This is a genomic window from Pseudomonas sp. I8001, from assembly GCF_013385345.1.
Lineage (GTDB): Bacteria > Pseudomonadota > Gammaproteobacteria > Pseudomonadales > Pseudomonadaceae > Aquipseudomonas.
Genome location: NZ_JACAQC010000009.1, coordinates 197789 through 212768, shown reverse-complemented (window position 1 = coordinate 212768; position 14980 = coordinate 197789). Strand labels below are relative to the sequence as shown.

Annotated in this window: 11 protein-coding genes and 4 tRNA genes; all 15 read left to right on the top strand. The window is 55.8% G+C overall.

The genetic code is table 11. From position 1 onward, the window contains the following. Positions 1 to 201: 201 nt before the first annotated feature. The 15 genes from birA (at position 202) to rpoC (ending at position 14922) form a co-directional block, all read left to right on the top strand. On the top strand, positions 202 to 1161 hold the full coding sequence (birA, locus tag HX839_RS09485) for a bifunctional biotin--[acetyl-CoA-carboxylase] ligase/biotin operon repressor BirA (protein ID WP_003210105.1): 960 nt from the start codon (positions 202 to 204) through the stop codon (positions 1159 to 1161). Further along, positions 1151 to 1900, top strand: coding sequence for a pantothenate kinase (locus tag HX839_RS09480; protein ID WP_008436414.1), 750 nt, complete (start codon positions 1151 to 1153; stop codon positions 1898 to 1900). The genes birA and HX839_RS09480 overlap by 11 nt, the downstream gene beginning before the upstream one ends. 7 nt (positions 1901 to 1907) lie before the next feature. Beyond that, the gene (locus HX839_RS09475) at positions 1908 to 2354 is read left to right on the top strand and encodes a hypothetical protein (RefSeq protein ID WP_003210101.1); all 447 of its coding nucleotides are present in this window, start codon (positions 1908 to 1910) and stop codon (positions 2352 to 2354) included. A 143-nt stretch (positions 2355 to 2497) separates the two neighbouring features. Beyond that, positions 2498 to 2582 (top strand) — tRNA-Tyr (locus HX839_RS09470). A gap of 23 nt (positions 2583 to 2605) precedes the next feature. After that, positions 2606 to 2679, top strand: a tRNA-Gly gene (locus tag HX839_RS09465). A 26-nt stretch (positions 2680 to 2705) separates the two neighbouring features. After that, a tRNA-Thr gene (locus HX839_RS09460) sits at positions 2706 to 2781 on the top strand. A gap of 163 nt (positions 2782 to 2944) precedes the next feature. Next, positions 2945 to 3020 (top strand) — tRNA-Trp (locus HX839_RS09455). Positions 3021 to 3065: 45 nt separating this feature from the next. Then, positions 3066 to 3434, top strand: coding sequence for a preprotein translocase subunit SecE (gene secE / locus HX839_RS09450; RefSeq protein ID WP_003210099.1), 369 nt, complete (start codon positions 3066 to 3068; stop codon positions 3432 to 3434). 9 nt (positions 3435 to 3443) lie between these two features. Further along, the gene (gene nusG, locus HX839_RS09445) at positions 3444 to 3977 is read left to right on the top strand and encodes a transcription termination/antitermination protein NusG (protein WP_003176436.1); all 534 of its coding nucleotides are present in this window, start codon (positions 3444 to 3446) and stop codon (positions 3975 to 3977) included. Positions 3978 to 4094: 117 nt separating this feature from the next. Further along, complete coding sequence (gene rplK, locus HX839_RS09440) at positions 4095 to 4526, top strand: 50S ribosomal protein L11 (RefSeq protein WP_003210097.1); 432 nt, start codon at positions 4095 to 4097, stop codon at positions 4524 to 4526. Further along, entirely contained in the window at positions 4526 to 5221 is a 696-nt protein-coding gene (rplA, locus tag HX839_RS09435) for a 50S ribosomal protein L1 (RefSeq protein ID WP_003176434.1), read from the top strand. The genes rplK and rplA overlap by 1 nt, the downstream gene beginning before the upstream one ends. Before the next feature lie 198 nt (positions 5222 to 5419). After that, the gene (gene rplJ, locus HX839_RS09430) at positions 5420 to 5920 is read left to right on the top strand and encodes a 50S ribosomal protein L10 (RefSeq protein ID WP_003210095.1); all 501 of its coding nucleotides are present in this window, start codon (positions 5420 to 5422) and stop codon (positions 5918 to 5920) included. Between the two features lie 78 nt (positions 5921 to 5998). Then, positions 5999 to 6364 (top strand): 50S ribosomal protein L7/L12, encoded by a 366-nt coding sequence (gene rplL / locus HX839_RS09425; protein ID WP_003210093.1) that lies wholly within the window; start codon positions 5999 to 6001, stop codon positions 6362 to 6364. Positions 6365 to 6584: 220 nt separating this feature from the next. Continuing rightward, entirely contained in the window at positions 6585 to 10658 is a 4074-nt protein-coding gene (gene rpoB, locus HX839_RS09420) for a DNA-directed RNA polymerase subunit beta (protein WP_008436421.1), read from the top strand. Positions 10659 to 10722: 64 nt separating this feature from the next. Next, complete coding sequence (gene rpoC / locus HX839_RS09415) at positions 10723 to 14922, top strand: DNA-directed RNA polymerase subunit beta' (protein WP_003210090.1); 4200 nt, start codon at positions 10723 to 10725, stop codon at positions 14920 to 14922. Positions 14923 to 14980: the final 58 nt, after the last annotated feature.

Genomic DNA, 14980 nt, shown 5'->3' with positions numbered 1-14980 from the left:
GTTTCCCCATGTGAGAGTAGGTCATCGTCAAGATTAAATTCCGAAACCCCTGATTGCTTATGCAGTCAGGGGTTTTGTTTTGGGCGGTCGGAAAATTTGGGCGGTCGAATTTCAAGCATCTTCAATGCTAACGTCCTGCCTTTCTATGCAATGGCCTAATGCATGGCTATCATGCGTGCCTCATTGTGAGGCGAGACCTGCATGCTGACGTTGTTGAAACTTCTAAAAGATGGTCGATTCCACTCCGGGGAGGCGCTCGGTGCTGCCTTGGGTGTCAGTCGCAGTGCTGTATGGAAGCAGCTTCAGCATCTCGAGGCGGAATTGGGTCTACCTATCCATAAAGTGCGCGGCAGGGGGTATCAGTTGGCTGCGCCCCTGATACTGTTAAGTGCCGATGAAATAGCTCGGCATGTACCTGTTCCTGCATGGCCTGTTCATATCTCTGACTCCATTGACTCTACCAATGCCGAGGCATTGCGGCTGATTGAATCGGGTCGCACTGCGCCATTTCTTGTGCTTTCAGAACAGCAAACTGCAGGCAGGGGAAGGCGCGGACGAAAGTGGGTCAGTCCTTTCGCTCAAAACGTCTACTACAGCCTTGTGATGCGGATCGAAGGCGGCATGCGTCAGTTGGAAGGGCTAAGCCTGGTGGTCGGACTTGCAGTTATGCAGGCGCTGCGCGACGCGGGTGTTCGTGGTGCAGGGTTGAAGTGGCCAAATGACGTTTTGGTCGGGCAGAAAAAGATCGCCGGAATTCTCCTGGAACTGGTCGGGGATCCCGCTGACGTCTGTCACGTCGTTATTGGTATCGGCATCAACGTGAACATGCAGAAGGCGGATGAGGTCGATCAGCAATGGAGCTCCGTACAGTTGGAGAGCGGCAGTGCTGTTGATCGCAACTACCTGGTAGCGCGTCTTGGAGTGCAGCTGCAGGCTTATCTTGAGCGTCACCAGGCATCTGGCTTTTCGGCAATCCAGGGTGAGTGGGAGCAAAGCCATTTATGGCAGGGCCGGCCTGTATCGCTCATCGCGGGCGTGAACCAGATTGACGGCGTGGTGCTGGGGGTCGATGGGCAAGGTGCATTGCGGTTGAGCGTGGATGGTGTTGAGAAAGTATATAGCGGTGGTGAGCTAAGCCTGAGGTTGCGTGATGATTCTTGAGCTCGACTGTGGGAATAGCTTTATCAAATGGCGGGTACTTGAGTCGGATAAGGCTCGTATCTTTGCCGAAGGTGTCGTTGGGTCGGATGCCTCGCTGATCGACAGCCTGTTCGCGCTCCCGGGGCTCGCGTTAAAAGACTGCCGGCTGGTGAGTGTTCGCGCTTCGGATGAGACAAGTCAACTGGTCGCTACCTTGGTCGAGGCATTTGGCGTCAAGGTGCTGTGTGCTGCTTCGGCGAGGCAGATGGGTGGGGTGCGGAACGGGTACGAAGATTTCGAGCGCCTGGGACTGGATCGTTGGCTCGCGATGCTGGGTGGGTTTCAGCTGGCGTCGGGCGCGTGCCTGGTGCTCGATTTTGGCACCGCCGCAACAGCAGACTTCATTTCCGCAGACGGTGAGCATCTCGGCGGTTTCATTTGTCCGGGGATGCCGCTGATGCGTAATCAGCTTCGAACACATACCCGCAAAATACGCTATGACGATATCGCCGCTGAACGGGCTCTTGAGGCGCTGTCTCCAGGGCGCACAACTGTGGAGGCGGTAGAGCGCGGCTGTACGCTCATGCTGAGGGGTTTTGTGTTGACCCAGCTGGAGTTGGCTCGAAGCTATTGGGGGAGCGATTTTACCGTCTTCCTTACCGGTGGGGACGCTGAGCTCGTGGCTGACGCTGTGCCTCACGGTAGGCTTGTTCCTGATCTGGTTTTTGTTGGCTTGGCGATGGCGTGCCCTTTGTCCTGAGGTTTTTATGCGTTGGCTGTTTCTGCTTTTGCTGGTCCTCAATGTCTTCTATTACATCTGGCATCAGCAGGAGGCCCCTCTGCGCGCTAAAGATGTCACGCCTTTGGCTCTCTATCGTGGTTCTCAGCAAGATATCCGCCTGTTGAGCGAATCGGCTGATGCGATGGTTCGGCGAGACAGGGCAAAAGCGCCTGATGCGCAGGCGATGTGCTTGTATATCGGCGGTTTGCCTGATCAGAAAGAGGCTCAATCCGTTGAGCAGCGCCTCACGAGCCTGGATATCAAGGTCAGGCTGCAGTCTCTGAACCTGCCTGATGCGTCGGGATACTGGCTGCGAGTGGCCCCTGAAAGCAGGCGTCTGGCCGATGATCTGCCCTTTGAAAACCTTGCTAATGAATTCAATGAGTTAAAACATAAAATAATGCCGTGCGAAGGCATTGCAACCTTCGAATAGTTTGCATAGAATGGCGCCCGCTTCGCAGTGAAGACCTTCTAGGTCGACAGGGTGAAGTGAAGGTCAACGCAGCTAACCTCATATTTTTTAATGAGAAAATGCTTGACAGAAGGCTGGCATGATGTAGAATGCCGGCTCGCTTAGGAGGGGTTCCCGAGCGGCCAAAGGGATCAGACTGTAAATCTGACGTCTACGACTTCGAAGGTTCGAATCCTTCCCCCTCCACCATTTTAGCGTGAGCTGCAAGCTCCGCGGGTATAGTTTAGTGGTAGAACCTCAGCCTTCCAAGCTGATGATGCGGGTTCGATTCCCGCTACCCGCTCCAAGTTTGCAGGTTGTGCAAGTTGTTTCGCTCTTGTAGCTCAGTTGGTAGAGCACACCCTTGGTAAGGGTGAGGTCAGCGGTTCAAATCCGCTCAAGAGCTCCATATAACAAGGCAGATATGAAAATATCTGCCTTTGTTTTAACAGCTACCTCCGGTTGAATATGCCCTCTCTCGCTGTTTTGTTTGGGTGGGTTTCAGGTCTGCAGGGGTTTGTTGTTGTAAAGTCTTTTTCAGATCGGCATAATTGTCGGCCTGATTTTGTTTTAGGTCAGTAGCTCAATTGGCAGAGCGACGGTCTCCAAAACCGTAGGTTGGGGGTTCGATTCCCTCCTGACCTGCCAGATTCACTTGGTGTGTCTGGCTTTCTTTTCACAGGATCTTCATAGATGACTCCTAAGGCTGAAGCTCAAGGCTCTCGCTTCGATCTGCTCAAGTGGCTTGTAGTAGTCGCTGTTGTGGTTGTAGGCGTTGTTGGTAACCAGTACTACTCTGGGTCGCCAATCCTGTACCGTGTCCTCGCATTGCTCGCCCTTGCTGCTGTTGCTGCCTTTGTTGGCCTGCAGACTGCAAAAGGCAAGTCGTTTGCGGTCCTGGTGAAGGAAGCTCGTACCGAGATCCGTAAAGTCGTTTGGCCGACTCGCCAAGAAACCACGCAGACCACGTTGATCGTGGTAGCTGTTGTTCTGGTTATGGCGTTGCTGTTGTGGGGGCTTGATTCCCTGCTCGGCTGGCTTGTTTCCTTGATTGTTGGCTAAGGGTGTCCCGTGGCTAAGCGTTGGTACGTTGTGCATGCTTACTCGGGTTACGAGAAGCATGTCATGCGCTCTTTGCTAGAGCGCGTAAAGCTGGCAGGCATGGAAGATGGCTTCGGCGAAATTCTGGTTCCCACTGAAGAAGTGGTTGAAATGCGTAATGGCCAGAAACGCAAAAGCGAACGTAAGTTCTTCCCTGGCTACGTGCTGGTTCAAATGGACATGAATGAGGGTACTTGGCACTTGGTCAAGGACACTCCTCGCGTCATGGGTTTCATCGGCGGTACCGCTGATAAGCCTGCTCCGATCACTGACAAAGAAGCAGAAGCAATTCTGCGTCGCGTTGCTGATGGTAGCGACAAGCCCAAGCCGAAGACGTTGTTCGAGCCGGGTGAGGTTGTTCGTGTCACAGATGGTCCGTTCGCTGATTTTAACGGCACCGTCGAAGAAGTTAACTACGAAAAGAGCCGGATCCAAGTGGCAGTGCTCATTTTCGGTCGCTCTACTCCGGTAGAGCTAGAGTTCAGCCAGGTCGAAAAAGTCTAGCTGAGCAAGCATCCCAACCCCGCAGCCTTAGGCTGTGGGGTTTTGTCGTCACTGGGATAAACGCGCAAGTAACCGGGGAGCCTTTCGAGGCGTTCGAACCCGTAATTGGAGTGCCTCATGGCCAAGAAGATTACCGCTTACATCAAGCTGCAAGTGAAGGCCGCTCAGGCCAACCCAAGCCCACCTGTTGGTCCAGCTCTGGGTCAGCACGGCGTGAACATCATGGAATTCTGCAAGGCCTTCAACGCCCGTACTCAGGGTATTGAGCCAGGTCTGCCGACTCCAGTGATCATCACTGTATACAGCGACCGTAGCTTCACCTTCGAAACCAAGTCGACCCCGGCTTCGGTTCTGTTGAAGAAAGCTGCTGGTCTGACTAGCGGTTCCGCTCGTCCTAACACCGTTAAGGTTGGCACCGTGACCCGTGCTCAGCTGGAAGAAATCGCGAAAACCAAAAACGCGGATCTGACTGCAGCTGATATGGATGCAGCCGTGCGTACCATCGCCGGTTCTGCTCGTAGCATGGGCCTTAACGTGGAGGGTGTGTAATGGCTAAGCTGACCAAGCGCCAAAAGGCTATCGCCGGCAAAATCGAAGCGGGCAAGTCCTACAATTTTGTAGACGCTGCTGCTCTGCTGACCGAGCTGTCGACTGTCAAGTTCAGCGAGTCTGTTGACGTTGCTGTAAATCTGGGCGTTGACCCACGTAAATCCGACCAGGTCGTTCGTAGCGCTACTGTGCTGCCACACGGTACTGGCAAGACCGTACGTGTAGCTGTCTTCACCCAAGGCCCAGCAGCTGAAGCTGCTCTGGCCGCCGGCGCCGATCGCGTTGGCATGGACGACCTGGCTGCCGAAATGAAAGGCGGCGACCTGAACTATGACGTCGTAATTGCTTCCCCGGATGCAATGCGCGTTGTAGGTCAGCTGGGTCAGATCCTTGGTCCACGTGGTCTGATGCCTAACCCTAAAGTCGGCACCGTGACTCCAGACGTAGCTACCGCGGTTAAAAACGCCAAGGCTGGTCAGGTTCGTTATCGCACCGACAAAAACGGCATCATTCACACCTCCGTTGGCAAAGTCGGCTTTGATGCCGTCAAGCTGAAGGAAAACGTTGAAGCCCTGATCGCTGATCTGAAGCGTATCAAGCCAGCTTCCTCGAAAGGTATCTACGTCAAGCGCGTTACCCTGAGCACCACTATGGGCCCAGGTCTGGTCATCGACCAAGGCTCGCTGGACGTATAAGACACAAATTGGCGCAAGTAATTGCGCCAATTGAAAGATTGGGGTCCCTGCCTGGCGGGGGCTATCCAAGACCGTAGGCGACGCAAGTCTTAAACCACAAGCCTACGCAGATGGTGCTCCCGGTTCCTTACCGAATCAGACACCAAAACGACATCCGGCCCAGGCCAGATGAAACGGTAACAAGCAGGAGTTAAACCCGTGGCAATTAATCTCGAAGACAAGAAGGCCATCGTCGCTGAAGTCAACGAGGCTGCCAAAGCTGCTCTGTCCGCTGTCGTGGCTGATGCCCGTGGTGTGACAGTAAGCGCTATGACCGGACTCCGTAAAGAGGCTCGTGAAGCTGGCGTATACGTACGTGTTGTACGTAACACCCTGCTCAAGCGCGCTGTTGCTGACACTGAATACAGTGTCCTCAACGACGTGTTCACTGGCCCGACCCTGATTGCGTTCTCCAAGGAACATCCTGGCGCTGCTGCCCGTTTGTTCAAGGAATTCGCCAAGGGTCAGGATAAGTTCGAGATCAAGGCAGCTGCGTTCGAGGGCAAGTTCCTCGCAGCTAACCAAATCGACGTACTGGCAACACTGCCGACCCGTAACGAAGCTATTTCTCAGCTGATGAGCGTGATTCAAGGCGCTACCAGCAAGTTGGCTCGTACTCTGGCCGCAGTTCGCGAGCAAAAAGAAGCTGCCGCAGCCTAAGGCTGAGCATCTCCTCTCGCGTATTTTTGTTTATTTCGATGGCCGCGTAGGCCGTCCCCCAATTCAGGAATTACAGCAATGTCTATCTCCCAAGACGATATCCTCAACGCCGTAGCTGAAATGTCGGTTCTGCAGGTTGTTGAGCTGATCAAAGCTTTCGAAGAAAAATTCGGTGTTTCCGCTGCCGCTGCTTCGGCTGGCCCAGCTGTTGCCGCTGTTGCTGCTGAAGAGCAAACCGAATTCAACGTCATGCTGCTGGAAGCTGGCGAGAAGAAAGTAAACGTGATCAAGGCAGTACGTGAACTGACCGGTCTGGGCCTGAAAGAAGCCAAGGCAGTAGTTGACGGCGCCCCTGCCCAGGTTCTGGAAGCAGTGTCGAAAGACGCAGCTGACAAAGCTAAAGCAGTGCTGGAAGAAGCAGGCGCTAAAGTCGAGCTGAAGTAAGCATCGACCTTGCGTCTCCAGCCCAAGCGTTAAGCTGAAGGCTGATGGCTGGTGGCTCTTGCCACCGGCCTTTTTCCGTTATTGGCAATCGACTCGGTCGTCGCCTATAACGCGCTGTAACCACCCGATGCGGTGGCGCAAACCATGGGGTTTGCAAGATTTTCTGGCTGCTCCCGTCGGGAGGGGCCAAACAAGCAGGTGACCAAGCTGGGGAACGCTGATGGCTTACTCATATACTGAGAAAAAACGTATCCGCAAGGACTTTAGCAAGTTGCCGGACGTCATGGATGTCCCGTACCTTCTGGCTATCCAGCTGGATTCGTATCGTGAATTCTTGCAGGCGGGAGCGACCAAAGATCAGTTCCGCGACGTGGGCCTGCATGCGGCCTTCAAATCCGTTTTCCCGATCATCAGCTACTCCGGCAATGCTGCGCTGGAGTACGTCGGTTATCGCCTGGGCGAACCGGCATTTGATGTCAAAGAATGCGTGTTGCGCGGTGTTACGTACGCCGTACCTTTGCGGGTAAAAGTCCGTCTGATCATCTTCGACAAAGAGTCGTCGAACAAAGCGATCAAGGACATCAAAGAGCAAGAAGTCTACATGGGTGAAATCCCCCTGATGACTGAGAACGGTACCTTCGTTATCAACGGTACCGAGCGCGTTATCGTTTCCCAGCTGCACCGTTCCCCGGGCGTGTTCTTTGACCACGACCGCGGCAAGACGCACAGCTCCGGCAAGCTCCTGTACTCCGCGCGGATCATTCCGTACCGCGGTTCGTGGTTGGACTTCGAGTTCGACCCGAAAGACTGCGTGTTCGTGCGTATCGACCGTCGTCGCAAGCTGCCGGCCTCGGTACTGCTGCGCGCGCTCGGCTATACCACTGAGCAAGTGCTGGACGCTTTCTATACCACTAACGTATTCCACCTGAGCGGCGAAACCCTCAGCCTGGAGTTGGTGCCTCAGCGCCTGCGTGGTGAGATTGCCGTTCTGGACATCCAGGACGACAAAGGCAAGGTCATCGTTGAAGCCGGCCGCCGTATTACCGCGCGCCACATCAACCAGATCGAAAAAGCCGGTATCAAGACGCTGGAAGTGCCTCTGGACTACGTCCTGGGTCGCACCACCGCCAAGGTCATCGTGCACCCGGCCACCGGCGAAATCCTGGCTGAATGCAACACCGAGCTGAACACCGAGATCCTGGCGAAAATCGCCAAGTCCCAGGTTGTTCGCATCGAGACCCTGTACACCAACGACATCGACTGCGGCCCGTTCGTCTCCGACACCCTGAAGATCGACTCCACCAGCAACCAATTGGAAGCGCTGGTCGAGATCTATCGCATGATGCGTCCTGGCGAGCCACCAACCAAAGACGCTGCCGAGACCCTGTTCAACAACCTGTTCTTCAGCCCTGAGCGCTATGACCTGTCTGCGGTCGGCCGGATGAAGTTCAACCGTCGTATCGGTCGTACCGAGATCGAAGGTTCGGGCGTGCTGTGCAAGGAAGACATCGTCGCGGTACTGAAGACCCTGGTCGACATCCGTAACGGCAAAGGCATCGTCGATGACATCGACCACCTGGGTAACCGTCGTGTTCGCTGCGTAGGCGAAATGGCCGAGAACCAGTTCCGCGTTGGCCTGGTACGTGTTGAGCGTGCGGTCAAAGAGCGTCTGTCGATGGCCGAAAGCGAAGGCCTGATGCCGCAAGACCTGATCAACGCCAAGCCAGTGGCTGCGGCGGTGAAAGAGTTCTTCGGTTCCAGCCAGCTCTCGCAGTTCATGGACCAGAACAACCCGCTTTCCGAGATCACCCACAAGCGCCGTGTTTCCGCACTGGGCCCGGGCGGTCTGACTCGTGAGCGTGCAGGCTTTGAAGTTCGTGACGTACACCCGACTCACTACGGTCGTGTATGCCCGATTGAAACGCCGGAAGGTCCGAACATCGGTCTGATCAACTCCCTGGCTGCCTATGCGCGCACCAACCAGTACGGCTTCCTCGAGAGCCCGTACCGCGTGGTGAAAGACGCACTGGTCACCGACGAGATCGTGTTCCTGTCCGCCATCGAAGAAGCTGATCACGTGATCGCTCAGGCTTCGGCCACGATGAACGACAAGAAAATGCTGATCGACGAGCTGGTAGCTGTTCGTCACTTGAACGAGTTCACCGTCAAGGCGCCGGAAGACGTCACCTTGATGGACGTTTCGCCGAAGCAGGTAGTTTCGGTTGCAGCGTCGCTGATCCCGTTCCTGGAACACGATGACGCCAACCGTGCGTTGATGGGTTCCAACATGCAGCGTCAAGCTGTACCGACCCTGCGCGCCGACAAGCCGCTGGTAGGTACCGGCATGGAGCGTAACGTAGCTCGTGACTCCGGCGTTTGCGTCGTGGCTCGTCGTGGCGGCGTGATCGACTCCGTTGATGCCAGCCGTATCGTGGTTCGTGTTGCCGATGACGAAGTTGAAACTGGCGAAGCCGGTGTCGACATCTACAACCTGACCAAATACACCCGCTCCAACCAGAACACCTGCATCAACCAGCGTCCGCTGGTGAGCAAGGGTGATCGGGTTCAGCGCAGCGACATCATGGCAGACGGTCCGTCCACCGATATGGGTGAGCTGGCACTGGGTCAGAACATGCGCATCGCGTTCATGGCCTGGAACGGTTACAACTTCGAAGACTCCATCTGCCTGTCCGAGCGTGTGGTTCAGGAAGATCGCTTCACCACGATCCACATTCAGGAACTGACCTGTGTGGCGCGTGACACCAAGCTTGGGCCAGAGGAAATCACTGCAGACATCCCGAACGTGGGTGAAGCTGCACTGAACAAGCTGGACGAAGCCGGTATCGTTTACGTAGGTGCTGAAGTTGGCGCAGGCGACATTCTGGTAGGTAAGGTCACTCCGAAAGGCGAGACCCAACTGACTCCGGAAGAGAAGCTGTTGCGTGCCATCTTCGGTGAAAAAGCCAGCGACGTTAAAGACACTTCCCTGCGTGTACCTACCGGTACCAAGGGCACTGTCATCGACGTACAGGTCTTCACCCGTGACGGCGTTGAGCGTGATGCTCGTGCGCTGTCCATCGAGAAGACCCAACTCGACGAGATCCGCAAGGATCTGAACGAAGAGTTCCGTATCGTTGAAGGCGCGACCTTCGAACGTCTGCGTTCCGCCCTGGTAGGCCACAAGGCTGAAGGCGGCGCAGGTCTGAAGAAAGGTCAGGACATCACCGACGAAGTACTCGACGGTCTTGAGCACGGGCAGTGGTTCAAACTGCGCATGGCTGAAGATGCTCTGAACGAGCAGCTCGAGAAGGCCCAGGCCTACATCGTCGATCGTCGCCGTCTGCTGGACGACAAGTTCGAAGACAAGAAGCGCAAACTGCAGCAGGGCGATGACCTGGCTCCAGGCGTGCTGAAAATCGTCAAGGTTTACCTGGCAATCCGTCGCCGCATCCAGCCGGGCGACAAGATGGCCGGTCGTCACGGTAACAAAGGTGTGGTCTCCGTGATCATGCCGGTTGAAGACATGCCGCACGATGCCAATGGCACCCCGGTAGACGTCGTCCTCAACCCGTTGGGCGTACCTTCGCGTATGAACGTTGGTCAGATCCTTGAAACCCACCTGGGCCTCGCGGCCAAAGGTCTGGGCGAGAAGATCAACCGTATGATCGAAGAGCAGCGCAAGGTCGCAGACCTGCGTAAGTTCCTGCACGAGATCTACAACGAGATCGGCGGTCGCAACGAAGAACTGGACACCTTCTCCGACCAGGAAATCCTGGATCTGGCGAAGAACCTGCGCGGCGGCGTTCCAATGGCTACCCCGGTGTTCGACGGTGCCAAGGAAAGCGAAATCAAGGCCATGCTGAAACTGGCAGACCTGCCAGAAAGCGGCCAGATGCAGCTGTTCGACGGCCGTACCGGCAACAAGTTTGAGCGCCCGGTTACTGTTGGCTACATGTACATGCTGAAGCTGAACCACTTGGTAGACGACAAGATGCACGCTCGTTCTACCGGTTCGTACAGCCTGGTTACCCAGCAGCCGCTGGGTGGTAAGGCTCAGTTCGGTGGTCAGCGTTTCGGGGAGATGGAGGTCTGGGCACTGGAAGCATACGGTGCTGCTTACACTCTGCAAGAAATGCTCACAGTGAAGTCGGACGATGTGAACGGTCGGACCAAGATGTACAAAAACATCGTGGACGGCGATCACCGTATGGAGCCGGGCATGCCCGAGTCTTTCAACGTGTTGATCAAAGAAATTCGTTCCCTCGGCATCGATATCGATCTGGAAACCGAATAACACGTGACGCGAATCGAGAGCGGGGCTGTTTAGCCCGCTCTCTGCTCCGCCAGGAGGAAAGGCCTTGAAAGACCTACTGAATTTGCTGAAAAACCAGGGTCAAGTCGAAGAGTTCGACGCCATCCGTATTGGGTTGGCATCGCCTGAGATGATCCGTTCGTGGTCGTTCGGTGAAGTTAAAAAGCCGGAAACCATCAACTACCGTACGTTCAAACCAGAGCGTGACGGCCTGTTCTGCGCCAAGATCTTTGGCCCGGTAAAGGATTACGAGTGCCTGTGCGGTAAGTACAAGCGCTTGAAGCACCGTGGTGTGATCTGCGAGAAGTGTGGCGTTGAAGTTGCACTGGCCAAGGTTCGTCGTGAGCGCATGGCGCACATCGAGCTGGCTTCGCCGGTTGCCCACATCTGGTTCCTGAAATCACTGCCGTCCCGTATCGGCTTGCTGATGGACATGACCCTGCGTGATATCGAGCGCGTTCTCTACTTCGAGAGCTATGTCGTTATCGATCCAGGCATGACCACCCTTGAAAAGGGTCAGCTGCTGAACGACGAGCAGTACTTCGAAGCGCTGGAAGAGTTCGGCGACGATTTCGATGCCCGCATGGGTGCCGAAGCTGTCCGCGAACTGCTGCACGCTATCGACCTGGAACACGAGATTGGCCGTCTGCGTGAAGAAATTCCGCAAACCAACTCCGAAACCAAGATCAAGAAACTGTCCAAGCGTCTGAAGTTGATGGAAGCCTTCCAGGGTTCCGGCAACTTGCCAGAGTGGATGGTGCTGACCGTTCTGCCGGTTCTGCCGCCAGACTTGCGTCCGCTGGTACCGTTGGATGGTGGTCGCTTCGCGACTTCCGACCTCAACGACCTGTACCGTCGCGTGATCAACCGTAACAACCGCTTGAAGCGTCTGCTCGACCTGTCCGCTCCGGACATCATCGTGCGCAACGAAAAGCGTATGTTGCAGGAAGCTGTCGATGCCCTGCTCGACAACGGTCGTCGTGGCCGCGCTATCACCGGTTCGAACAAGCGTCCTCTGAAATCCCTGGCTGACATGATCAAGGGTAAGCAAGGTCGTTTCCGTCAGAACTTGCTCGGTAAGCGTGTTGACTACTCCGGTCGTTCGGTAATTACCGTAGGCCCGACCCTGCGTCTGCACCAGTGCGGTCTGCCGAAGAAGATGGCTCTCGAGTTGTTCAAGCCGTTCATTTTCGGCAAGCTTGAAATGCGTGGTCTCGCGACTACCATCAAGGCCGCCAAGAAAATGGTCGAGCGCGAACTACCTGAGGTTTGGGACGTTCTCGCTGAAGTGATCCGTGAACACCCGGTTCTCCTCAACCGTGCACCGACCCTTCACCGTCTGGGTATCCAGGCGTTTGAACCGGTACTGATCGAAGGTAAGGCTATCCAGCTGCACCCGCTGGTCTGTGCTGCGTACAACGCCGACTTCGACGGCGACCAAATGGCCGTGCACGTACCGCTGACGCTGGAAGCCCAGCTGGAAGCGCGTGCGTTGATGATGTCGACCAACAACATTCTGTCGCCAGCCAACGGTGAGCCAATCATCGTTCCGTCGCAGGACGTTGTATTGGGTCTGTACTACATGACTCGTGAAGCGATCAACGCCAAGGGCGAAGGTCGTGTGTTCGCGGATCTGCAGGAAGTTGACCGTGTGTTCCGTGCCGGCGAAGCCGCACTGCACGCCAAGGTTAAAGTCCGCATCCACGAAACCATCAACGATCGTGACGGTGGCAGCGTCAAGAACACCCGTATCGTCGACACCACTGTCGGCCGTGCGCTGCTGTTCCAGGTTGTTCCACCTGGCCTGTCGTACGACGTGGTCAACCAGCCAATGAAGAAAAAGGCGATCTCCAAGCTGATCAACCAGTGCTACCGCGTGGTTGGTTTGAAAGAGACCGTTATCTTCGCTGACCAGTTGATGTACACCGGTTTTGCTTATTCGACCATTTCCGGCGTTTCCATCGGTGTTAACGACTTCGTTATCCCGGACGAGAAAGCCGCCATCATCGGTGCTGCCACCGATGAAGTGAAAGAGATCGAAAGCCAGTACGCCTCCGGCCTGGTAACCCAGGGCGAGAAGTACAACAAAGTGATCGACCTTTGGTCCAAGGCCAACGACGAAGTGTCGAAGGCGATGATGTCGAACCTCTCGAAAGAGCGTGTTATCGACCGTCATGGCGTGGAAGTCGATCAAGAGTCGTTCAACTCGATGTACATGATGGCCGACTCGGGCGCACGGGGTTCTGCTGCGCAGATCCGTCAGCTCGCCGGTATGCGTGGCCTGATGGCCAAGCCGGACGGTTCCATCATCGAAACGCCGATTACTGCGAACTTCCGTGAAGGTTTGAGCGTACTTCAGTACTTCATCTCGACTCACGGTGCTCGTAAAGGTCTGGCGGATACCGCGTTGAAAACCGCTAACTCCGGTTACCTGACTCGTCGTCTGGTAGACGTTGCGCAAGACTTGGTTGTGACTGAAGTTGACTGCGGCACCGAACACGGTCTGCTGATGACTCCGCACATCGAAGGCGGCGACGTTGTAGAACCGTTGGGTGAGCGCGTACTGGGTCGAGTAATCGCCCGTGACGTATTCAAGCCAGGTACCGAGGAAGTCATCGTTCCTGCCGGCACCCTGGTAGACGAGAAGTGGGTCGAGTTCATCGAACTCAACAGCATCGACGAAGTGATTGTTCGCTCGCCGATCAGCTGCGAAACCCGCTACGGCATTTGCGCCAAGTGCTACGGCCGTGACTTGGCTCGTGGTCATCAGGTGAACATCGGTGAAGCGGTCGGCGTTATCGCTGCCCAGTCCATCGGTGAGCCGGGTACCCAGCTGACCATGCGTACGTTCCACATCGGTGGTGCGGCAAGCCGGACCTCCGCCGCCGACAGCGTTCAGGTGAAGAATGGCGGTACCGTCCGTCTGCACAACCTGAAGCACGTTGAGCGAGTGGATGGCCACCTGGTTGCTGTGTCCCGTTCCGGTGAGCTGGCAATCGCTGATGACTACGGTCGTGAGCGCGAGCGTTACAAGCTGCCGTACGGTGCTGTGATTTCGGTTAAAGAAGGTGACAAGGTCGACGCTGGCGCAATCGTGGCCAAGTGGGATCCACACACTCACCCAATCGTTACCGAAATGAAAGGTACCGTGACCTACGTGGGCATGGAAGAAGGCATCACGATCAAGCGTCAGACTGACGAATTGACCGGTATGACCAACATTGAAGTACTCGACGCCAAAGACCGTCCAGCTGCAGGCAAAGATATCCGTCCTGCCGTGAAGATGGTTGATGACAACGGCAAGGATCTGTTGCTGCCAGGCACTGACGTTATCGCTCAGTACTTCCTGCCAGCCAACGCCCTGGTCGGTGTTGCGGATGGTGCGAAGATCGCGATCGGTGATGTTATCGCTCGTATCCCGCAAGAAACTTCGAAGACCCGTGACATCACCGGTGGTCTGCCGCGTGTTGCCGACTTGTTCGAAGCTCGTCGTCCGAAAGAAGCGTCGATTCTGGCTGAAGTCAGCGGCACCATCGCGTTCGGTAAAGAGACCAAGGGCAAGCGCCGCCTGGTTATCACCCCGAACGACGGTAGCGATCCGTACGAAGAGCTGATTCCGAAGTGGCGTCACCTGAACGTTTTCGAAGGCGAACAGGTAAACCGCGGCGAAGTTATCTCCGACGGCCCGAGCGATCCACACGACATCCTGCGTCTGCTGGGTGTGAGTGCGCTGGCCAAGTACATCGTTAACGAGATCCAGGACGTTTACCGTCTGCAAGGCGTGAAGATCAACGATAAGCACATCGAGACCATCCTGCGTCAGATGCTGCGTAAAGTTGAAATCGCTGAATCCGGCGATTCGAGTTTCATCAAGGGCGACCAGATGGAACTGACTCACGTACTGGTAGAGAACGAGCGCCTGGCGAACGACGAGAAATTCGTTTCCAAGTTCACTCGTGTGTTGCTGGGTATCACCAAGGCGTCGTTGTCCACTGAGTCGTTCATCTCGGCGGCCTCCTTCCAGGAGACCACTCGCGTACTGACCGAAGCAGCGGTAACCGGCAAGCGCGATTACCTGCGCGGCCTGAAAGAAAACGTGGTTGTGGGTCGTCTGATCCCGGCCGGTACCGGTTTGGCCTACCACAGCGAGCGTAAGCGTCGCCGTGAACTCGACAAGCCGTTGCGCGTAAGCGCCAGTGAAGTGGAAGCTGCACTGACCGAAGCGCTGAACTCAAGCGGTAACTGAGTTCTGCGGTAAATAAGACCGGGCCCTGGCAGCCCCGTTCGTCGGATCGAGACAGATT